Genomic DNA, 21,701 nt, shown 5'->3' with positions numbered 1-21,701 from the left:
TGCGCTCTGTGCGCTCCGTGCGTGAATGGCGGCAGTCTCCCGGCGATGCGGCCCGCGGCCTATGTGCGGCGCGCACACCCGGCGGCCGGATTCAGTGTCTTTCGCGGCCCCCGGCCGCCCCGCTTCGGCGCACGCCCCTCTGGTAGCCTGTGGGCACACAGACGCCGACCACCGCGCACATGCAGTACCCAGGAGACAAGCCATGAGGAGCGTTGCCCCGCCCTTCGTTGACGGCGCCGGCCAGCGGGTCGCGGAGCTGATCCACCTGCTCCACCAGGGCGCGCCGGCCGACGATTTCGCACGCCGCCTGGCCGAGGTCGAGGCGCTGCCGGACGACATCGCGGCCAAGTCCATGCTGGCCGAGACGGTGCGCATGGCAATGGCGATCCGCAACCGGCTCGAACTGCAGCAGCAGCGCGAGCGCGGCATGCTGGCGGTGATCGACTCGGCGCAGGCCCTGTCGAGCCGGCTCGACCTGCAGAGCCTGCTGGCCGCGCTGGTGCAACGGGCGCGCAACCTGCTGGGCTCCGACATCGCGTGGCTGTCGATCTACGACACCGACCGCGGCGAGTTCCACGTGCTGGCCGCCGACGGCGCGATGCAGCAGGCCACCTCCGGCATGGTGGCGCGGCACGACCGCGGCGTGGCCAGCGTCGTGATGTCGACGCGCCTGCCCTTCATGACGCCCGACTACCTGCACGATGCGCGCTTCGAGCACGACGCCGCACTCGACGCCGCGTTCCAGGACGAAGGCATCGCCGCGCTGGTGGGCGTGCCGCTGGTCTGGGACGGCGAGGTGACCGGGCTGTTGTTCGTCGCCGACCGCTACCACCGGCTGCACACCGCGCAGAGCATCGCGATCCTGTGCACGCTGGCCACGCACGGCGCGGTGGCGCTGAAGAATGCCCGCGATTTCGAGCGCGCCAACGCGGCGCTGCGCGATGCGGACCAGGCCCGCGCCGAGCTGGAGCGGCATGTGCGCAGCATCCAGGCCGCGACCGACGCGCACGAGCAGCTGACCTCGCTGCTGGCGCGCGGCGCGTCGCTGTCGACGCTGTGCGAATCGGTCGCGCGCCTGCTGGGCGGCAGCGTGCTGGTGCTGGACGAGGCCTCGCAGGCGGTCAGCGCGGCCGCGGCGCCGGGGTATGCGGGCCCCGGCGCTTCAGGCCACGCGCCGCACGGCCCGCGCAGCGCCGAGGTGGCGCGCGCGCTGCGCCAGAGCCGCGAGACCGGGCGCTCGGTGCTGGCCTGGCAGCAGGACGACGAATCCTGCCGCGTGATGCCGGTGATCGGCGGCGACGACCTCCTCGGCGCTGCGCTGCTGTTCCACGGCGGTACGCTGGAAGAGATCGCAATCCGCACCTTCGAGCGCAGCGCCAGCGTGATCGGCGTGGTGCTGTTGTCGCGCCAGCGCCTCGAGGCGTCGAAGAGCCATGACGCGTCGGACCTGCTGCGCTCGCTGGTGTGGCCGCGCCAGGGCGAGCTGAGCGAGCTGATGGGCCGCGCCGACCACCACGGCGTGGACCTGTCGCGCCCGCTGGCGCTGATGCTGGTGGAGGTGGACGGCCCGAGCGCCGCGTATGCCGCGCGGCGCTTCAGGACGACGCGGCCGCTGGCCAATGCGCTGGTCGACGACCTCGACGGCACGCTGGTGATCCTGTGCGGCGCCACCGGCGCGCTCGACGCGCGGCAAGCCGTCTCGGCGTGGGCGCGCGGCGAGCTTCGCGCCGCGCACCGCGGCGTGCTGTCGCGCCCGATCGGCGGGCCGGCCGAGATCCCGGCGCTGTACGCGACGCTGGGCCGCGCGCTGCCGGTGCTGCGGCGCATCGGCGTGCAGGGCCAGATCGTCAACCAGAACGAACTGGCGCTGTACTCGACACTGTTCGAGACCCACGACCAGTCCAGCCTCGACAGCTTCCTGCAGGCCACCATCGGCCCGCTGATCTCGCTGGACCGCAAGCGCAACGCCGAACTGGCGCCGACCCTGCTGTGCTACTTCGACCACAACCAGAACGCGAAGACCACCGCGCAGCGGCTGGGCATCCACGTCAACACGGTGCGGCAGCGCCTGGCCACCATCGAGACGCTGCTCGGGCACTGGGGCCAGGCCTCGCGCGCACTGGAGATCCACATCGCGCTGCGGCTGTGGCACCTGAGCGCGCCCTCGGCCTGAGGGCGCCCCCGCCCGTCATTGCACGCTGATCTGCTTCGCGGCCGGCGAGGCGTCGAACACCAGCGTCGCCGGCCACTGCGGCCAGGCCATGCCCAGCGCGGTGTTGTTCGGATCGCCGTTGCGCGCGAAAGCGCCGATGCTGCGCATCATCGCGTCCGACAGCGCCAGCCGGCCCGGCGCGTTGGCGGTGGTGTTCGTGAAGTTGGCATACAGCGACGGCCCGAAGTTGCCGAACGCGAACGGCAGGTCGAACGCATGCGCGGCACCGTAGATCTCGTTGAACGGGGCCGGCATCTCGTCCCAGTCGAAGCGGTAGTACCAGATCGGGTTCTGCTGCGACTGCAGCGCGGCCAGCACGTTGTCGCGGCTGTTCAGGAAGAAGATCCTGTTCAACTGGTCGGCGCGCGCGGTGAAGCCGGTGACCGGCGCATCCACCGGCAGGTACGACGGCGGGATCCATTGCGCAAGCGTCGTCGTCGCCGGGCCGTTCGGCTGGTAGTTGAACGCGATCGAGAACACGGTGGCGTCGTCGAGCAGGCGCCCGCTTCCGGTGCCGCCGGCCAGCGGCAGCAGCGTCGGGAACAGCTTGCCTTCGTCGCGCGTGTTGCCGGCGAGCACCGGCACCTTCAGGTACTGGCCGGCCTGGATCGCCGCGATCGGGCTGGCCGGCAGCACGTTGCCGTCGGCGATCGGCCCGGAGCCCGAGGCGCCCACCGGTGCGAGCTTGCCGGTCACCGTGTCGATGATGGCGGCGGCGCTCTTGCCCCGCAGGTAGGTCGCGACCTGCTCCGGCGTGCGCGACGCGACGTAGCCGTAGGCCGCCGTGAGGTCGGCGGCGAGGCCGTCGGCCAGCACCAGGTTCGCGACCAGGAATTCGGCCTGGTTGCGGAAGTCCGTCGGCGACGCCAGCGTCGCGACGCTGCCGGCCGGCAGCTCGCTGGCCCGCGAGATGCCGCCGCTGATCGGCAGCACGCGGTGCACCAGCGCCGGATTCGCCTGCACGACGAGCGGCGAGGTCATCAGCGCATAGACGTTGACCGCGCCCGCCGACTGGCCCATCAGCGTGACGTTGCCCGGGTTGCCGCCGAAGGCCGCGACGTTGCGGTTGACGAACTTCAGCGCCTGCACGATGTCGAGCAGCGCGAAGTTGCCGGAGTCGTCGAGCGCGTCGCCGGTCTTCAGTTGCGCCAGGTTGATGAAGCCGAACAGGCCGAGGCGGTAGTTCACCGTGACGACCACCGCGTTGGCGGTGCGGGCCAGCGCCGCGCCGTCGTAGACCGGGTCGGCGGTGTAGCCGGTGACGTTGCTGCCGCCGTGCACGAACACGATCACCGGCAGGTTCGTCGCACCGGAGGTCGGGCGCCAGATGTTCAGGTAGAGGCAGTCTTCGGACCCGACCGGCTGGCCGAGGGTGGTGCCGATGGTCGCGTCGTACCTGTTGTTCGAGCCCGGGCCGTAGAGGCGGCCGAACGACGCGCAGGCGTTGCCGAACTGCTGCGTGGCCTTCGGCGAGGTCCAGGCGTCGAGATCGGCCGGCGCCTTCCAGCGCAGTTCGCCGACCGGCGGCTTCGCATACGGAATGCCCTTCCACGCGTAGGTGCCGCTGGTGGCCGAATGGTCGGTGCCGATCACGTCGCCGAGCGATGTGCTGCGCTGCGTCGGCGATGCGGCTTCGCGGTTGGCGCAGGTGAACGAGGCGGCCATGTTGACGTCTCCGGTGCCGTTGTAGCGCGGCCACGCAGGGTAGTCGCACAGCGGCCGGGTGCGGCCGGGCACGCCGGCGGTGTCGGCCACCACCGGGGCGCTCGGAGCGGTGCCGTCCTCGGCCCAGTGCTCGAGCGCGGTCAATGAATCCCACGCGGCATTGAAGGCCGTGCTGACCGCATGGCCGAGCCCGGGGATCTCGTAGTAGCGCACGAAGGTGTCGACCGCCGACGGGCCCATGCGGGCCTGCAGGCGCTGGTAGTACTCCTCGGTGGCGCGGGTGCTGACCAGGATGTCGGCCACGCCATGCGCCAGCAGCAGCTTGCCGCCCTTGGCCGCGAACGCATCGAGGTCGACGCGGGTGTCGAGCAGCGTGCTCAGCTGGCTGACGCGGCCGGCCCACGGGCCGGGGTTCTCCGGGTCGAACGACAACGAGTCGTAGCCGGCGTCGCGTGTCACCGAGTACTTGATCCACTGGTCGAGCAAGGTGCCGATGTACGGCGAGTTGCGCGGCATCGGCGTGGCCGGCGCCGCGGTGCCGAGCGCCAGGAAGGTGACCGTCGGCTGCAGCGGCGACGGGTTGGTGGCGATGCCGAGGTCGGCGCCCCAGACGTTGGAGCCGGGGTAGTGCGTCTCGCCGCTGGCCAGCGCGAAGTTGAAGTGCGAATCGGTGTTCATCACCTTCAGTGCGCTGATCTGCGCGTCGGACAGGCAGCTGTCGCCGGCCTCTGCGCCATCGGGGCAGCGCAGCGGGTTGCCGTTCACGCTGGCGGTTGCCGGATCGAACACCGCGTTGCAGCGCTGCTGGTTGCTGATGAGGCCGTCGACCACGCCGTCGAGGCCGTCGCAGGCCTGCATCGCCGCGGCGTAGACCAGCGCGCGCTTCGCGGGGTTCGGATACGCGCCGGGCCTGGAGAGTGCGCGGCTGACGCGCTGGCCGTGCAGCAGCGCGGCGGCGTCGTTCCACGCCGGGTACAGCGAGATCGCGCCGTCCCAGTCGGCGGGCCAGCGGGTGATGGCGGCCAGCGCCTCGCGTCCGCCGGTGGACCCGCCGGCGAAGTAGGCCTTGCTGATCGACGCGACCGCATAGCGCGCCTTGATCAGGAAGGCGGCGGCGTCGCGCGTCTTCTTGATCGCGTCGCCGCCGAAGTTGTCCGCCGCTTCGTCGTTGAGCGCGAACGAGCCGTCCTGCGAGCCGAAGGCATTGGCCTGGTGCCCGGAGTCGCTGGCAAAGGTGGCATAGCCGCGGCCCAGCGGGTTGGGCTGGTCGGTCGGGCCGACCGGCACATTGCCGGTCACCGCGGGGATGCTGCCGTCGAAGCCGCCGCCGCCGAACATCACCGCCTTGTGGTTCCAGGTGGTGGGCAGCGCGAGGTTGAAGCGGATGTCCGGCGCGGTGGGGTCGACCGGCGAGATCTTCGCGACGACGAGGCAATGCTCGGGAATCGCCTTCGGCGCGGTGCCGCTGGGAGCGACGACGGTGGCCGAGACGACGTTGGCGCCGGCGGTCGGCAGGCCGATCGCGCTGGCGGGAATGGCGGTGCCTTCGAGCTGCGCGCAGGCGAGCGGGGTGGACGTCGGTGGCGGGGGCGGCGCGTCGCCACCACCGCCGCTGTCGCCACCGCCGCATCCCGCCAGCAGCAGCGACAGGACGAACAGCGGCAGAAGTCGATGGCCGGACCGGGGCTGTCTCATGGGTGTCTCCTGTTTCTTGTCGCTCCAGTCTTGGCGGGCCTGCCCGGGGACTCAATGGCGGAAAGGCACATCCGGGAGGCCCCGCCGATGTGCGCACGGTCCATCGTGAAAACCCTGGGAGGTCGCCGTCGGGAGACGATCGGCGCAGCGGTTCGCAGCCGGACGACAGTCGCCGTTCAGCCGGTGCAAAAGGCGAGGGACTATCGTCGCGATGCCAGCAGCTCACGCGCCAGATCGATGAAGGCGCGCAGCTTGGGGGCCTGCGCCGCGCGGCGCGGGAAGTACAGGAACAGGCCGGGCTCTTCGATGGCCGTTCGCGGCAGAAGCTGCCGCAGCGACCCCGCCTGCAGTTCGGCACGGACCAGGGGTTCAAAGAGGTACGCGATTCCGACATCCGCCAGCGCGAGTTCCTTCGCGCAGAGCGCGTCGGTGACGCGCACCGTCCCATTCACCGAGACGGCCACGTCGCCCCCACGGCCGCGCAGGTCCCAGTCGTAGACGGCACCCGAGGTCACGAAGCGATAGCCGATGCAGTTGTGGTCGGCCAGGTCTTCCAACGCGCCGGGCTCGCCGCGTGCTGAAAGATAGCCGGGCGACGCCACCATGATGGCCTTGAAGGGCGGCGTCAGGCGGACCGCGACCATGTCCTGCGCGACGGTGTGGCCGAGCCGGATGCCGGCGTCGTATCCCCCGGCGACGATGTCGGCGAGGCCTTCGTCGCACGTGATCTCGACCGTCAGTCCGGGATGGCGGCGGCCCATCTCCTGAAGCAGCGGCGTGACGGCGATCGGCAGCGCGGTGCGCGGCGCATTGATCCGCAACGTCCCGCCGACCGTGCCGCGCGCCGCACCGATGCCATCGACGGCCGTCGAAATTTCAGCGAGCGCGGGCCCGAGCACGTCGACCAACGCGGTCCCGGCCTCGGTGAGGCGCACGCTGCGCGTCGTGCGTGCGAACACCGGCTGCCCGAGCCGCTCTTCGACGCTCTTCACCGCGTGGCTGACGGCCGACGTGCTCATGCCCAGCTCGTTGGCCGCCGCGGCGAATCCGCCTCGGCGGTGGACCGCCAGGACGATGGGCAGATGGGCGAGAAGCGTTCGATCCATTCATGCAGCATATCGAACAACCCATTCGATCTGTTCGCCTTGATCGGTCAATGCCGTGCGACGACAGTTGCTGCATGCGCCACAGGGCCGCATCAACCCCCAGCATCGAAAGGCATCGACATGACGCACCACCCCCAGACATGGTTCATCACCGGCACCTCCTCCGGCTTCGGCCGCGCTTTCGCCGAGCACGCGCTGGCAAGCGGTCATCGGGTCGTGGCCACCGCGCGCCGGACCGACAGCCTGGCCGACCTCGTCGCCAAGGCGCCCGACCGCGTGCTGGCCGTCGCGCTCGACGTCGACGTGCCCGGGGCCGCCGAGGCCGCGATCGAGGCCGCGGTGAAACGGTTCGAGCGCATCGACGTGCTGGTCAACAACGCGGGCTACGGCGCCGTCGGCGCACTCGAGGAAACGTCGGACGCCGAACTTCGCGCGCTGATGGACACCAACTTCTTCGGCGCGATGGCGGTCATGCGCGCCGCGCTGCCGGTGCTGCGCCGGCAACGGTCGGGTGCGATCGTCAACATCTCGAGCCTCGGCGGCCAGTTGTCGTTCGCCGGTTTCAGTGCCTACTCGGCATCGAAGTTCGCACTCGAAGGCGCGAGCGAAGCGCTGGCGCAGGAGATGGCCCCGTTCGGCGTGAAGGTGCTGATCGTCGAACCCGGGCAATTCCGCACGCAGCTCGCGGGCTCGGGCATGCGCCACCTGCCGGCGATGGAGGCGTACCAGTCGGTGGTCGGCGCCACGCGCGAATTCGCCCGCACCATGCACAACACGCAGGCAGGCGATCCGCGCAAGGCGGCCGCGGCGATCGAGCAGGCGCTGGCCGCCGAGCGAACGCCCTTGCGGCTGCAACTCGGCGGCGACGCTGTCGAGGCCGTGCGCGCGCATGCCGAGGCATTGCTGAAAGACATGAAGGACTGGGAGTCCGTCAGCCGGGCCACGGATTTCGACGTCGACTGAGGCAATTGGCGCAAAAGCCGTCAGTGGTCCTTCGCCGCCTCGGCGCACGCAAGCAGCGGCGCACGAAACACCGACGACGCGGCAGGCACCGCGAGCCCGATGCCCACGCCCAGTTCGTCCCCTTCCTTCAATGCCCGATAGCGCACGCCGGCCCTCTTCAGCGACATGAACGATTCGGGCAGCAGCGCCATCGCACGACCGCTCGCGACGCCCGACAACAGCACGTGGTGGTCGGTGGGCTCTTTCACGACGTTCGGCGTGTAGCCGTGGCGCGCGAACACGCGCTGGCAGTGATCGAAGAACGCCGGTTGCCGCGCGCGCTCGAACAGGAAGACCGGCTCGCGACCGAGTTCCACCAGGCCGATCGTGCGCCTGCGGGCCAGCGGATGCGATGCGGCGATGCCGAGCACCATGCGCTGGCGCTCCAGCGGGGTCACGTGCAAGCCCTGCGCTTCGGTGGGCAAGGCAATGAAGGCGGCGTCCAGCCGGTGGTTGCGAAGCGCGCGCACCAGCCGGGGCGAACTGTCGGAAACGCTCGCCACCGAGAGCCCCGGTCGGGCCGCGCCCAGGCGCGACGCCAGTGCCGTGAACCAGCCGGGCTCGACGGCCGACGTGAATCCGACACGAAGCTGCGAGGGTTCATCGGCCTGGGCCACGGCGGCCTCGGCTTCGTCCATCAGCCGAAGCATGCGGCTGGCCAGCGGCAGCAGGCGCTTGCCGGCTTCCGTGAGTGCAACGCCGCGGGTGTCGCGAACGAACAGACGCGCGCCCAGCCGCTCTTCCATCTCGCGGATGGCGCGGCTCAGGGGCGGCTGCGAGATGTGCAGCGACTCGGCAGCCTGCCGGAAGCTGAGCGAGGTCGCCACGGCAACGAATTGCTCGATCGAGCGCGAATCAAGACGTCTCTTCATACCGAAAAGGTATCACCAAACAAGTCTTTCACGATGAGCGACTGCGTTCCTACAGTGAGGCCTTCACATCAACCGGGGAAACGGCATGCAAGCGAAATCTGATCGGTACCTGCGCGGGGTGGCGCAACTCGGCGCCGTCGACGGCGAAGCGGGAATGGCGGTGGTCGACGGGCTCGCTCAATCGTTCCCGGACTTCGCCACGTATGTGCTGGAGTTTCCGTTCGGCGACATCTACTCGCGCCCCGGCCTCGGCCTGCGCGAGCGCGAGATCGCAACGGTGGCGGCGCTCTGCGCGATGGGCACCGCCGGCCCGCAGCTGCGCGTGCATCTGCACGCTGCGCTGCATGTGGGCTGCACGCCGCAGGAGCTGGTGGAAGTGCTGATGCAGATGTCGGTCTATGCCGGCTTTCCGGCGGCACTCAACGGACTGGCGGCCGCGAAGGAAGTCTTTGCGCAGCGAGGCATCGCGTTGCCGCTGGATTGACGGCGGGCCCGGCGCGCAGCGCCGCCATGCCCCGATCTCAGCGACTGCGTCCGGCCCAGGCTGTGCCGGCTGTCCGCTCTGACGCGAGTCCCGTGTCACGGGCTTCGGCGACGGATTGCATCTCCTCGACCAGTTCAGCGAAATGGGGATGGCTTGCGAGGAGCTTGCTGCGCCGCGCCGGGGACCACCGTCGCTGCCACTGCGACAGCCCGAGAGCGCAGCAGTCCAGGCCCCAACGCTCCTGGCTCCGCCGGGTCTGCCGTCGCACGACCCGCAATTTGCGCGTCAATGCCATCGCGATGTCGTCGACCAGGTCGCGGTTCTCGCCGTCAGGATCGTCCAGCGACCACAAGGCCCCGTGGTGGTACCAGCGACTCAGGTTTTCAAGGCCCGAAGCCGGTGTGCAATAGAAGCTGCCGATGCCAAGGTAGGACTCCAGGGTCACGACCCGATGCGAGAGCCGGCCGGGCAGGAACAGCGTCTCTCCGGGCGACACCGTCCACCAGCTGGCGCTCTTCAACGAGGCGAATGCGGCCAGGTCGAAGCGGGCATTCTGGTCGATCTCGTCGCGCGAGCAATCTTGCAGGCCCGCCCTTCGGCCTTCGAAGGTGTCCCAGGCCAGCCAGAGCTTGCGGCCGACAAAGCAATGATTGCTTCCGTCGGGGTCGTCGGAATGCGAGTCGGTGACGTTGCCGCGCGAGCTGACCACCAGCGTCATCATCTCCTGGCGCCGCATGCCGTCCGTGCCGAGCGGCAACAGGTTGAATCGTGAAAGTTCGGCGGTGTCGATGTCGCGCTCGAGCCTCGTGCCGCGGACATGCAAGTCGGTGATGCTGACGACATGCCGCCCGCTCGCCCAGCGGCGCAGGAGTTCGCGAACGGCCAGGGTGTCGCGCCTGCCGTTCCGCCCCACCTGGGCACTGGCGGTCTCGCGCGGTCTGAAGGCCCGGGACAGGCCATCCAGCAGGGCCGACTTCACCCCGAGCTCGGACTCGCGTGCGACAGGGACCCGGGTGGTCGTCGACAGGATGGGGCGGCCTTCGGCGACGGCGGCGAACAGTGCTCCGCGCGCCTGGTCCGGGGTTGCCCCCTGCGCAGCGGGCCGGATCCGCTTGCCGGCCAACGCAGCCCGGACCTTGTCGGTCCCTCGCAAGGCGCGATCGAATCTCGCACCCGTCAACAGCGGCTCCATGCTGGTACTTTTCAAGTCGCGTCCCCCCGACAAGGAAGCCCCTCGTTGCACTGCAGGCCAGGTCAGAGTTTCTCGGCCTTGCTTTTCGGAAGCATCCGCAACATTGACAATTGCTTTTCGATCGCCAGCAACGCGACCCCGCCATGTCCAGCAATGCGGCGGGATGCGCATGTGCACGTGACTGCGGCACCTCCGTCATCGCCCGCATGCGTTCAGTTGCTGTAGAACAAGCCTCGGCAGCCGCCGGCGGTGTAGACCCGCCCGTAGAGATTCTGATCGGCCGCCATCAGGTTGATGCCGCCGAACTGGTGCGCATCGTCGTTGAAGCGCTGCCAGCTGGCGCCGGCGTCGTCGGAGCGGTACACGCCCCACGCGCCGTTCATCGCACCCACCACGTAGACCGCGGCCGAGTACGCGGCGCCCGCCCTGGCCTTGCCCAATGCCAGCACGCTGGCGCCCTGCACCTCGGGCCACTGACCGGGGTCACGACTGCCCCAGACCGACGCGAAGGTGCTGAGCTTCGTCCAGTTCGCGCCCGAATCCACCGAGTGATACACGGCGTTGCCGTCAGCCAGCCAGAGGTCGCCCTCGGCGTTGGGGTTGACCGCCATCGACGTCGTCCCGAAGGGATTGGCGCGCAGGTTGGCCGACACCGAGCCCGGGCTCAGCGTGAAGTTGCGGCCGCCATCGGTCGAGACGTAGACCTTGCCCGGCGTGCCCCACCACGCACCGCCCGAGTCGTAGGCATAGACCTTGTTCGGGTTCCTGCGGTCCGCCGCCAGGCGGTAGCTGCGAGGGAATCCGCCGATGACGGTCAGCGCCGGCAGGTTGGTGGCCGTCCAGCTTGCGCCGTTGTCGGTGGTGTACGAGGGCACCGAATCGGCCGGCGCCCACACGGCCTTGTTGCGCGCGGTGACAGCGATGTTCGACGCTTCGCTCGTGTTGGCCACGCCGCCGGCAGCGAATGAGGCAAAGGTCGCCCAGGTCTTGCCACCGTCGCCCGACCAGAAGCCGGTTCCTCCGCTGCTGCTTCCGTTCAACACGCCGACGCCGGCGATGTAGAGCGGATCGGACCACGCCACGTCGGAGGAGTTGCCGTTGCTCCACGTGTTGTACGGGCCCTGCGTCGGCTTCTTCGTCAGGTCCGTGTAGACCCAGGTGCCGACGTCGCCCGAGCTGTAGGTCACCAGGTAGGGCGCTCCGGCCGGCGGCGTGGCCAGCGCCAGGGCACAGGTCTCCTCCAGGCCGTCCACCGCGGCGGCCCAGCTCGGCGTGGCAGAGGAAGCGTTGCGGGTCTCCACGATGCCGCCGCCGTGGACGTGCAGGACGTGGTCGCGGTTGGACGGGTCGATCTCGACATCGTCGACCCAGCCTGAAGCGGTCTGCCCGGGCATCCCCGCTTCGATCTCGCGCCAGGTCTTGCCGCCGTCGTCCGACAGCTGCACGATCTGCATGCCGCTGTAGTTGCCCCAGGTGCCGCTCACGCCCAGCGCAATGCGCGTGGTCGAGCCGGCGCCGAAGACCGACACACCGCCGTAGCCGGCCGAGCTGTTGCCGGCGAGCAGGGTCCAGGTGCTGCCGTCGAACTTGTACAGGCGAGCGGGTCCGCCGTCACCCGGCCCCGTGCCCTTGGTGAAGGCCACATAGAACACGCCATCGGCGGCGCGCACGATGTGCGGGATGTGGTAGCCCGATACCGGCGTCGGGACCGCGGTCCACGAGGTTCCGCCGTTGGTGGACTTGTACAGGTTCGAGCTCAGGCCTGCGACGCTGACGTAGTCCGGCGCGATGGCGGCATACACGGCCTGGGTCGCCGTGCCCGTGCCCTTGGTCCCGGTGTCGTAGGCGATCCCCTCGACGCCCATCGCGTGACCGCCGGCGGTGCTGATCTGGTCGGCCGTCATCTTGGTCGTCGACAGGCCGGTGACCTGGGCCCAGGTGGTGCCGGAGTCCGTGCTCTTCCAAAGGCCGGCCGTGCGCGAGCCGAAGAACAGCGTCGAGGGCTTGTTGGGGTCGACCGTCAGGCGTTCGCCGATGGCCCGGCCGGTGTTGTTGCCGCCGGCGGAGAACGGCAGGTCGACGTGGGCCCAATGGTCGCCGCGATCGCTGGAGCGGTACAGCCGGGCGGTGGCATCCGCCGAGTTGTACATGCCGGTGACCATGTAGACGAGCTGATCGTTGTTCGGATCCAGCGCCATGCTTTCGACGCCGTGGTGGAAGCCCTCGGCGCCACTGAAGCCGTCGGTGATCGGCACCCACGCCATCGTGGCCTGGTTCCAGCGGTAGGCGCCGCCGACGTCGGTCCGCGCATAGAGAACGTTCGCGGACGTGGGATGAAAGACGAGACCGGTGACGTAGCCGCCGCCGCCGAACTTTGCGTTGGTCCAGGCGGTGCCGTGGGTCACGGACGCCGCGGCGGAGGCCGCACCTTCCCCGGTGGCGTTCGAGGCCGTCACCACGAAGTAGTACGTCGTGCCGCTGACGACGGTGCTGTCGGCCAGGCTCGTCGAGGACGTCGAGCCGATCAGCGTGCCTCGCTGGCCCTGCGTCGTCGACCGGTAGACCCGGTACGCGGTGGCTCCGGACACGGCGGCCCAGCTGACGGTCACCTGGGCACCGGCGTCGGTCGCCTTCACGCTTCCCACTGCCGCCGGCACGGTGGCCGCGGGTGCAGGCGCTGGTGCTGGTGCAGGCGCTGGTGCTGGTGCTGGCGCTGGCGCTGGCGCTGGTGCAGGTGCAGGCGCGGGCGCTGGTGCAGGCGCAGGCGCAGGTGCAGGCGCAGGCGCAGGCGCAGGTGCAGGCGCAGGCGCAGGCGCAGGCGCAGGTGCAGGTGCAGGTGCAGGTGCAGGTGCAGGTGCAGGTGCAGGCGCAGGCGCGGGCGCAGGTGCGGCAGGCGGCGCAGACGTGGCCGAGGTGGTGTCGCCTCCGTTGCCTCCACCGCAGCCCACCAGCAGCGCCACGAGGCCAGCCGACAGGCAACGTGTCGCGGTTGGCACCACATCCGCAAGCTCTGCCTGCAGCATCCGGGTCACGAGGGGAAACGACTCGGGCAAGGGCGCGTCGACGCGCTGCCGCGAAGTGAAGTGTGAATGGTTCATGGCGCTGCAGTCTCGACACAGGTCGGCCCGCATTCCTGATCGAACCGTTACGGACCGGGCGCAGAAAAGAACTGTTACTGACGCAGCCGCCGAGGCCGACGACCTGCGTGTGCAACAAGCAACAATTCATGCCATCGGCTTCTGCCGGCAAGCAGGTCCGCGCCGCGGCCCGACGATGGCGGCACCGACGCCGCGCCGTGCCGCGGAGGCCTCAAAACCGGACGCCGACGATGCACAGCCTCTTCCTTCCTGGGTCCCGACCTGCCCCCCTGCGACCGATTGCAGCGCGACGCCCTCATGGGCGCGCACCGGCGCGATGAGCGAGGTGGTCATCACGCTGCCCGGCGGGTCGCTCGACCTGCTCGGAGGGCGCCTGCTTCGCGACGGGGAGGCGGTCAAGGTGGAGCCTCGGGCGTGGCGCGTGCTGGAGCGGCTGGCCCGTTTCCGCCACCGAGTGGTCACGAAGGAAGAGCTGGCGGCTGCGCTGCGTCCCGAGGGGGCGGTATCCGAAGGCGCACTTCGGCAGGCGATCCGCGCGGCCCGCCGGGCCATCGGCGACGACGGGCCGCAACCGATCATCCGCTCGATCCCGCGGGTCGGCTACATCTTCGACATCCCCTCGGCACCGGCATCGCAGCCCGCTGCGGTGGAGCTGCCGCGCGAGAGCGTCCCCTCGGTGATCATCGGCCCGCTGCGCAATCACACCGGGCGGCCGAGCCTGCACTGGGCAACACACGGCCTGGTCGCCTGCATCGCGCACGGCCTGTCGATCGACAGACGCATCCAGGTTCAGGACGCACTGTCGCTGGAAACGTCCTGGCCCGAGGGGCAGGTCCGCATGCTGCAGATGTTGCGCGCCGCTGGCGCGCACTGTGCCGTGGTCGGCTCACTGAGGCTCGCTGGCGGCGAACTCGCGCTCGAGCTGAACGTCCACAACCAGGACAAGAAGAGCGTCATTGCGATCCACGCTGCCGATCCGGCTGGGCTCGTGCTGCCCGCCATCGCGGCCTTGCGGCAGACGGTGCTGGGCGATGGCAAGCGCCGAGCCTCAGCCCATGGGATGAGCGGCTGCTCGCCGCTGTCGATCGAATTGTTCGCGCGTGCCAAGCACTACGCTGCGATGAGCCGACACCCTGCGGCGCTGCGGGCCCTAGCGCTGCTCCAGCAACTGGAGCCGGAATTTCCCGGGCTCGACCTGGAGTTGCTGCGTGCACAGGCCGTCTGCGGCAGCGATGACGGGCTTCGCACCGCGGCCCGGTTGCTGGAGACCGCGAGACGCGGCCAGGACCGGTGCCTCGAAGCGCAGGGGCAACAGCATCTCGGGACGCTGCTCCACGTGAAAGGCCGATTGCGGGAGGCGGCGCAGAGTCTGGAGCACGGCCTCGTGCTGGGCCGCGCCTGCATGCCGCCGCACTGGCAGGGGTACGCCTTGACGCTGCTGGCATCCGTCGAATGCCGCCTCGGCGAGCTGCATTCCGTTCAGGCACGGCTTGACGAGGCCCAGGCAATCTTCACGCGCATCGGCAGCCAGTGGGGATTGCTGACCGTGCTGTGGCTGCGGGCGATCATGACCTCGCTGTCCGGCCACGCCGAGCAGTCCATCCGCTGGAACAGAAAACTTGCGAACGCAGCCCGCAGGCTGAATGCCAACACCGCGCTGGTGAGCGTGTGCCTCAACCTTGCGGGCGAACTGGTGTACGCGGACCGCCTTGACGAGGCGCGCGAGTGTGCGGAGGAGGCCACCGCCACCGCGCTGGCGATCGAGGTCGATGTGGGCCTGTTGAGCACGGTGGTCAACATTCACTGCCTGCTCCATCGTCTGCAAGGCCGTCCGGATGCCGCGGCGGAGCTGCTGTCGCTTCTGCCGCAGCCGGACCGGATGCAGGACGCCGGCTATCTGTGGCAGGCCCACGGGCATGCCGCCACGGCAGCCGGTCGCGTCGACGAGGCGGCCGACTGTTTCCTGCGCGCGGCTGCCGAATGCCGCGAACAAGGCAATCGCGCCGGCGAGGCGCCCCTGCTGCCATGGCTCGTCGAGGCTCTCGTGCGCTGTGGGCGCCTGGCCGCCGCACAGGCTGAACTCGAGCGCGCAGACGCACAGGCCCACCTGCAGGACGAGACCACCACCGCGAACCTGCTCTACCCAAGAGCGTTGCTCGCACGCTGGCACCGGCAGGAACCTGAAGCCGAGACATTGCTTGCGCGGCTGGCAACTGCGCCAGCCGCGCTGCCTCTCTTCCGCCGGCTCGGACGGGAGCTGTCAGCGGTGCCCATCGATCCGCGGCGCGAACACCCGATGCCGATGGCGCCCCCCAACGGCGTGATGCGTCGGGAGTATCGATTCTCCCAGTGCGTGCTTGACGTGGAACGCCGGGAACTGTGGGTCGACGGACGGCGCCAGACACTCGAGCCAAGACCGTTCGACGTGCTCGTGCATCTGTACCGCAATCGTCATCGCGTGGTGACCCTGGACGAACTCCTCGACACGGTGTGGCGCAGGGCGATGGTGTCGCCAGAAGTGGTCGCGCAAGCAATCACCAAGATCCGGCAGGCGATGCGGCGCGGCAAGACGCACGCGGTACGGGTCCATACCGTCTATCGCAAAGGCTACCAACTGCGGGCCGATGCGCACGCGGAGGCCGATGACGACATCGCCGCGGCACTGCTGCCCGCCCTGTACGCAGCGCCGGAGCGCCTGCTGGCGATCGTGCCGCTGTCGGGGGGGAAGCCGGGCGCCGACGGCGATGATCGTGAACTCGGGTACTCACTGGACGTCCTCGGCTACGCCCTGGCCGTGCACTCACGGCTGAAGCGCATGTCCGACGCCGAGGCCAAGGCAGGCGCTGACGGCGCCCTCGCCGCATCGCCGGACGCGATAGCGGCTGCGATCGGCACCCGCAGTCCTGCAGCGCACATCCTGTTCGCCCGCCTGATGCGCCGGGACGCAAGCTTGACACTGACGTATGTGCTGATCACGCCCACAACCCGGATCGAAGGCAGCCTCCGCGACCGGTCGCCGGCGGAACTCGGCCGGCGGCTGGCCGCCAAGCTGTTGCTGTCGGACGCCGCCGCGGAGGCGCCCTGCCTTGCCGCCGACGAGAGCGTGTGGATGACGCAGATGCTCGACCTCGCGTCTCGTGCCATCGAAGATCGCCGCGCCGGCATTGCGATGCAAATCCTCGACGTGATCCTCGACCAGGACGCCGACCACGATCTGGCGGCGGACCTCAAGGCGCGCATCATCGACGCGGGCCACGGCACGCAGGACAGCACCGGTCGAACGAACAAGTCCGCCTCTGCGCCCTGACCGGAATCGCCGTGCGCTGAAATTCCGCTGCGTGCAAGCGACGCTCAGGTCAAGCCCGTCTCACGCAAGTGGGTCAGCACCGATGCAAGCTCGCCCTGCAGCTCGGAATGCACCAGGTCGACCTCTTTCAGGACGGCGAAGTGCGCCGACATGGTCGACCTGGAGACATCGAACTGTTGCGCAGCGTGGCGTACACCACGCCTGCCTGCCAACCGAGGCATGCGTTCCGCGCCCCTGTTGGCGCTGGCAATGCGAACTGCTTCGAGGTCGAGTTCAGCTTGTCGCGCACCTCCGGTATGCAGGCGCGGTGCGTAGCCAGACGGGGACGCCGTCCCTCAGGGCCGCACCGAGCGCAGCCGCGCCGTGCGGCCCGGCGCCACTCCTGCCATCGCATCGATCAGCCAGCGCGTTTCAGCCGGCCCGAACTCGCCGACATTGCGAGCATCGGCGGTGCGACTGAAGGCCCACAGCAGGGCCGTCAGCAAGGGCGCCGGCATCGCCGAGACCATGGCCACGATGCGCGGCACCAGCCGATGCCCGAGATCGCGCACCAGCGCGAAGCCCTCGCCCCAGGCGCCCACCAGCCGCCGCGCCTCGTGCCAGCTCAGGCCGTCAGCGCGCTTCCAGGTCCACAGCCCGGCGACGAGCAGCGGCACCACGAAGGCCACGTGGCTGCGCAGGAAGCCATCCATGTCGGCCTCCACGGCGGCCGGCAGGCCGGCCGCGCGGAACACCTCGGCGCAGGCCGGACTCGACACCGTCGTCACCAGGCCAGCCCCCACGACGCGACACCGCAGGCGCCCCTCGACCAGGAAGGCCGTCATGGTGGGGAATCCGAACGCGAAGCGCGCCGACCCGATCGCATCCCGATACGGCGCCGTGCCGCGGAAGGTGTTGAACATCAGCAGCACCGTTCGGGCCGCGCTGAGCGCGAGAGATGGCAGCAGCACGTCGACCTGCGACTCCATCACGGTGACGATGACCAGGTCATGAGGCACGGCAGGATCGAGCGCGTCGGCCACGCGCACCGGCGCGCGGCGGCCGTCGACCATGACGATGGCACCGTCATGCCGCAGCGTTTCGAGCCGCGCGCCGCGCGCGACGACGGTGACATGGTGGCCGGCGAGTGCCAGGTGGGAGGCAAAGGTGCTGCCGATGCGTCCGGCGCCAATGACGAGGATGTCCATGGACTCACTGTACGAAGCGGTTCGTGTTCTGAATACGGGCACCATCGGTAAACTGATGCCCGATCATGGAAAACCTGTCCTGGGACGATCTGCGCGTTCTGCTCGCCGTACACCGCGAGGGCAGCCTGCTGGCCGCGGGTCGGTCCCTGGGTTTGTCGACCTCGACGACAGGCCGACGACTCGACGCGCTGGAGGCCGCGCTCGGCGAGAGGCTCGTGCACCGCGCGCAGTCGGGCACCTTGCTGGAACCTGCTGCATTGCGATTGGTGCGGCTGGCGGAAGAGCTGGCGCACGGCCTGGATGCCCGGCAACGTGACCAGCGTTCGGCGAGCACGCTGCGCGTGTCGGTGCCGGACGGCATGGCCCGAACCGCCGCCCAGGCGCTGCTTCCGTTCCGACACTCGGATCCGCCAGTGCACATCGAGCTGGTGGGCGAGAACCGCATGGCCGACCTGGCCAAGCGCGAAGCGGACATCGGCGTGCGCCTCGTGCGCTCGACCTCGAACGTGCTGGTGGAGAAGCACCTGGCCACGCTGCGCTTCGCGCTGTATGCCGCGCCGGACTATGTGCGCCGCCGCCTGCCGACGCGCCGGCTCGTCCGCGAGGACGCGGCGACGCAGGACTTCATCGGGCTCGATGCGCGCTGGAAAGGCCTGCCGCACGAGCAGTGGATGCGGTCGCTCGGCGCGGTGCGCTTTCCGTTCCGATCCAGTTCGATGGAAGCGCTCGACGAAGCGGTGCGACAGGGCGTCGGCATCGCGGCGATGCTGGAGCGGGATCCGCGCCATGAAGGCCTGGTGCGCATCGAGGCCGAGACCGTCGGTCCGAGCCAGTCCTTCTACCTCGCCTACCACCGCGATCTGCGCAAGCTGCCGCACGTGCGCGCGGCCGTGCAGGCGATCGAGAGCACGTTCAAGCGCACGTGACGTCGCTTCGGCCAGGCGCAGCGCGTCAGAGTTGCGCCAGGCCGCCGTCGACGGCGAGCTCGCTGGCCGTCATGAAGCTGCTGTCCGGCGACGCCAGAAAGGCCGCCGCCGCTGCGATCTCCGCCGGATCGGCCATGCGCTGGAGCGGGGTCATCGCGCCGTAGGCCTTCTGCCCCTCCTCGCCCAGCGCTTGCTTCGCGAGTTCGGTCGCCGTCGCGCCGGGCGACAGCACGTTGACCCGGATGCCGGTGCCCTTCAGGTCCTCCGCCCAGGTGCGCGCGAGGTTGCGCACCGCTGCCTTGCTCGCGCTGTAGGCGCTGAAGGCCGGCGCGCCCGTGGTGCCGGCGCTCGATCCGGTCAGGATGATCGAGCCGCCCGGGCCCATCAGCGGCAGCGCCTTCTGCACCGTGAAGATCGAGCCCTTCACGTTGGTGTCGAAGGTGTCGTCGATGTGCTCGGCGGTGATCTGGCCGAGCGGCAGCGGGCTACCCGCACCGGCATTGGCGAAGACGATGTCGAGGGTTCCGCGCTCGGCCTTCACCGCCGCGTAGAGCCGGTCGAGGTCGGCCTCGTCGGAGACCGAGCCCGTCACTGCGCGGGCGTTGGGCCCCAGGTCGGCCACCGCGGCGGCCAGCGCTTCCTGCCGGCGGCCGAAGATGAAGACGAAGGCGCCCTCGTCGATGAAGCGCTTGGCCGCAGCGCGGCCGATGCCGGTGGCGCCGCCGGTGATCACGGCGGTCTTTCCATTCAGTCTGGTCATGTCATGAATCCGTAGTTGCGATGGCAGGGAAGCGAGGGAAATGCTTGCCTGAGGACAACTATGGAGTTCTGATAACCTAAGGACAAGTATGCACTTTTTGGTAAGTACCAAAGAATGACGACGCCCTCTGAAGACATCTGCGACACCGGCTGCGGGCTCAATGCGACGTTGCGCGTCATCTCGGGCAAGTGGAAGCCGCTGATCCTGTTCTTCCTGCGCGACGGCCCGAAGCGCTACGGCGAACTCAAGCGCCTGACCCAGGGCGTCAGCGACAAGGTGCTGATCCAGCAGTTGAAGGACCTGGAGGCCAACCGGGTGCTGGCGCGCAACGACTACAAAGAGGTGCCGCCGCGCGTGGACTACACGCTGACCCCGCTCGGTCGCAGCCTGGCCGAGGCGATCGTCCCGCTGTGCACCTGGGGAACCCGGAACGCGGCGGAAATGGCAAGCATCTTCGCGACGCGCGACGCGTTGCCCTAGCGGGCTGCTGAAGCGCGGCTGAGTCGCGCGGCCCCTGCATTGGTGGCGATGGCAAGGTGTGCGTCTGCCCGCCCTGCCGCAGTTCCCGACCACCGTGAATGCACCGCACGACAACCTGATGCCGCCACTCGACGCGGTAGAGAAGAATGTGGCCGATCTGTCGGCCCACACCCCAATGATGCATCGGGGTGTTCTCCTCTAAAGCGCTGCTTTCGGGCTCCGGAATCTACGCAGTTCGCTACGCTGACTGCTGAGGCGTTCGAGATACACAAGCTTGTCGTTCACTGAGGAGTTCCCACTGACGGCTGTGCAGCAGTTGCGGTCGGTCGCTTCGGACCATCCACCGGCCGCTCGCTGCTGCAATGCGGACACTGCTGCGCTCGGGAACGCGGCCGAACGTTCAGTCAAGCGATTGGGCATCGGCGACACCAATCGAGGTTCGGCCGCGAGCGAGAGCGAACCTCAGCTCAACTGACGCCCTGCTATGACGAAGTCAGATCCCATGGTTGCGTGCCCGAGAGCAGACGGCGAGTTCACAGCTGGGAGGTAAGGCGCTGGCGGTCTAAGCGGCGAAGTAGCCAAGACATCAGGTTAGCGCACCACCTCACCGTTGAGCCATGCCTGGGCTTGCCAGTGGTAGGCGGCATCGGCAGCGTCCGCGGACCACATTACGTCACTCACTTCAACACCTTGGCGCATCAGCCAAGCCTTCGCAGCCGCAACGCGAGAGAAGTCGTCTCCGAGCGAATAGGGATGCGCCCGGAAGGCCCTCGCCGCGCCGTCAAGGTCGCGCAGGGCCAGCCGCGCGGCCAGCGACCACGCACCGCCCACGCCGCTCTTCGGATACGCTGGAGAATCGGCGGCCCCGGCCAGCCCCTGCACGGTCAGGCGACGATCGAACAACGGCAACGCATATTCTCGGGCAATGGAGGCGAACGCCTCACCCAATACTGCCCCGGGGGTTCGCCGCCGCCGCTGCAGCCGACCATCTTCCCGCCAGCAAACGCCCTCGTGCAAGGGCGAACCTTGAGCCCCCATCTCGGACATCCGCACCATGCACGCCACATGGCTGGCATGGTCCGGCACCTGCCACGCGAGCTCGGGCCGGTATGCAAACTCCCGGACGCCATGCAGCAGCTCGATGAAGGCTGGCATCTTCACGGTAGCGTGCATCCAGCAGGTTCGAAAGTTGTATTCGAAGCGGAACGCCATCGCTTCCAGCCGAGGCACAAGGTCCGTGTCCGAGCGACGATGGAATACATGCCCCGTCCGGACGAACCCGAGGGGAAGTAGCACGGCTTCGATGGCTGGCCAAACCTCGTCGGATTGGCGAATTGCATTGAATCGACGGGACATGCAGTAGGACAGGAATGAGGACAGTGTTGTCCATTCTCGTACGGCAGCCCGAGACCGCACCAATGCCGGAGGGTGTCAGGCCGGGACGGTGCAAGACCGCGACGAATCGGCGAGTTCCGGCGCTTTCACTACGAGGGATTGCTTCTCGATGCGGAGAAGCCCTGTCCGGACGTATACAAGCGACAACCCGTGCTGCCAGTGCATCGCAGTCGGGTTGCGCGGTTGCGCGTCCGCTATGTCCTTGCGCGAACTGACGCGAACGACCGAGGCTGTGTGAAAACAGCTTGATTGCCTGAGGTGATCGCCTAAGTTGTGGCAACGCGGCTGAACGGGTCACGGCATGAAGCGATTCATCGAAG

General features: G+C 69.1%; 14 protein-coding genes and 2 pseudogenes. 6 read left to right on the top strand and 10 right to left on the bottom strand.

The window, feature by feature from the left end:
- The first annotated feature begins 202 nt into the window (after positions 1-202).
- Positions 203-2,173, top strand: coding sequence for a helix-turn-helix domain-containing protein (locus tag FHT26_RS26325; protein ID WP_168563059.1), 1,971 nt, complete (start codon positions 203-205; stop codon positions 2,171-2,173).
- Positions 2,174-2,188: 15 nt separating this feature from the next.
- Here FHT26_RS26325 and FHT26_RS30185 read toward each other — a convergent pair.
- From FHT26_RS30185 to FHT26_RS26315, 3 genes and pseudogenes are all read right to left on the bottom strand, one after another.
- Positions 2,189-3,772, bottom strand: a pseudogene (locus FHT26_RS30185) (carboxylesterase/lipase family protein); the annotation flags it as partial.
- 81 nt (positions 3,773-3,853) lie between these two features.
- Positions 3,854-5,572: pseudogene (locus FHT26_RS30180) on the bottom strand (tannase/feruloyl esterase family alpha/beta hydrolase); the annotation flags it as partial.
- Between the two features lie 200 nt (positions 5,573-5,772).
- Complete coding sequence (locus FHT26_RS26315) at positions 5,773-6,678, bottom strand: LysR family transcriptional regulator (RefSeq protein ID WP_168563057.1); 906 nt, start codon at positions 6,676-6,678, stop codon at positions 5,773-5,775.
- A gap of 120 nt (positions 6,679-6,798) precedes the next feature.
- Between FHT26_RS26315 and FHT26_RS26310 the strand changes: the two genes are divergently transcribed.
- The gene (locus FHT26_RS26310; protein ID WP_168563183.1) at positions 6,799-7,641 is read left to right on the top strand and encodes an oxidoreductase; all 843 of its coding nucleotides are present in this window, start codon (positions 6,799-6,801) and stop codon (positions 7,639-7,641) included.
- A 20-nt stretch (positions 7,642-7,661) separates the two neighbouring features.
- Here FHT26_RS26310 and FHT26_RS26305 read toward each other — a convergent pair whose 3' ends face one another.
- Complete coding sequence (locus FHT26_RS26305; RefSeq protein WP_168563056.1) at positions 7,662-8,552, bottom strand: LysR family transcriptional regulator; 891 nt, start codon at positions 8,550-8,552, stop codon at positions 7,662-7,664.
- 85 nt (positions 8,553-8,637) lie between these two features.
- On the opposite strand from FHT26_RS26305, the gene FHT26_RS26300 reads away from it, so the two are divergent.
- Positions 8,638-9,036, top strand: a complete 399-nt coding sequence (locus tag FHT26_RS26300; protein ID WP_168563055.1) for a carboxymuconolactone decarboxylase family protein — start codon at positions 8,638-8,640, stop codon at positions 9,034-9,036.
- A 37-nt stretch (positions 9,037-9,073) separates the two neighbouring features.
- Here the strand turns inward: FHT26_RS26300 and FHT26_RS26295 are convergent, their stop codons facing one another.
- From FHT26_RS26295 to FHT26_RS26285, 3 genes are all read right to left on the bottom strand, one after another.
- Positions 9,074-10,228: a cupin domain-containing protein gene (locus FHT26_RS26295; RefSeq protein ID WP_168563054.1), complete on the bottom strand. Its 1,155-nt coding sequence runs from the start codon at positions 10,226-10,228 to the stop codon at positions 9,074-9,076.
- Between the two features lie 212 nt (positions 10,229-10,440).
- Positions 10,441-12,864 (bottom strand): dockerin, encoded by a 2,424-nt coding sequence (locus tag FHT26_RS26290; RefSeq protein ID WP_210427608.1) that lies wholly within the window; start codon positions 12,862-12,864, stop codon positions 10,441-10,443.
- Positions 12,861-13,166, bottom strand: a complete 306-nt coding sequence (locus FHT26_RS26285; protein WP_168563048.1) for a hypothetical protein — start codon at positions 13,164-13,166, stop codon at positions 12,861-12,863. The genes FHT26_RS26290 and FHT26_RS26285 overlap by 4 nt, the downstream gene beginning before the upstream one ends.
- 476 nt (positions 13,167-13,642) lie before the next feature.
- On the opposite strand from FHT26_RS26285, the gene FHT26_RS26280 reads away from it, so the two are divergent.
- Positions 13,643-16,633, top strand: a complete 2,991-nt coding sequence (locus tag FHT26_RS26280; protein WP_168563053.1) for a winged helix-turn-helix domain-containing protein — start codon at positions 13,643-13,645, stop codon at positions 16,631-16,633.
- A gap of 335 nt (positions 16,634-16,968) precedes the next feature.
- Here the strand turns inward: FHT26_RS26280 and FHT26_RS26270 are convergent, their stop codons facing one another.
- Complete coding sequence (locus FHT26_RS26270) at positions 16,969-17,865, bottom strand: ketopantoate reductase family protein (protein ID WP_210427607.1); 897 nt, start codon at positions 17,863-17,865, stop codon at positions 16,969-16,971.
- Between the two features lie 20 nt (positions 17,866-17,885).
- Here FHT26_RS26270 and FHT26_RS26265 point away from each other — a divergent pair, with 20 nt between their 5' ends.
- The gene (locus FHT26_RS26265; RefSeq protein WP_168563052.1) at positions 17,886-18,746 is read left to right on the top strand and encodes a LysR family transcriptional regulator; all 861 of its coding nucleotides are present in this window, start codon (positions 17,886-17,888) and stop codon (positions 18,744-18,746) included.
- 25 nt (positions 18,747-18,771) lie between these two features.
- On the opposite strand, the gene FHT26_RS26260 is transcribed toward FHT26_RS26265, so the two are convergent.
- Positions 18,772-19,506, bottom strand: a complete 735-nt coding sequence (locus FHT26_RS26260) for an SDR family NAD(P)-dependent oxidoreductase (RefSeq protein ID WP_168563051.1) — start codon at positions 19,504-19,506, stop codon at positions 18,772-18,774.
- Between the two features lie 114 nt (positions 19,507-19,620).
- Between FHT26_RS26260 and FHT26_RS26255 the strand changes: the two genes are divergently transcribed.
- Positions 19,621-19,986: a winged helix-turn-helix transcriptional regulator gene (locus FHT26_RS26255; protein WP_168563050.1), complete on the top strand. Its 366-nt coding sequence runs from the start codon at positions 19,621-19,623 to the stop codon at positions 19,984-19,986.
- A 591-nt stretch (positions 19,987-20,577) separates the two neighbouring features.
- On the opposite strand, the gene FHT26_RS26250 is transcribed toward FHT26_RS26255, so the two are convergent.
- On the bottom strand, positions 20,578-21,342 hold the full coding sequence (locus tag FHT26_RS26250) for a hypothetical protein (RefSeq protein ID WP_168563049.1): 765 nt from the start codon (positions 21,340-21,342) through the stop codon (positions 20,578-20,580).
- Positions 21,343-21,701 lie beyond the last annotated feature (359 nt).

It is taken from the genome of Rhizobacter sp. SG703 (assembly GCF_012275445.1).
Classification (GTDB): Bacteria; Pseudomonadota; Gammaproteobacteria; order Burkholderiales; family Burkholderiaceae_C; genus Rhizobacter.
Note: the sequence above shows the minus strand (reverse complement) of the source record. Positions and strands in the feature narration are given on the sequence as shown.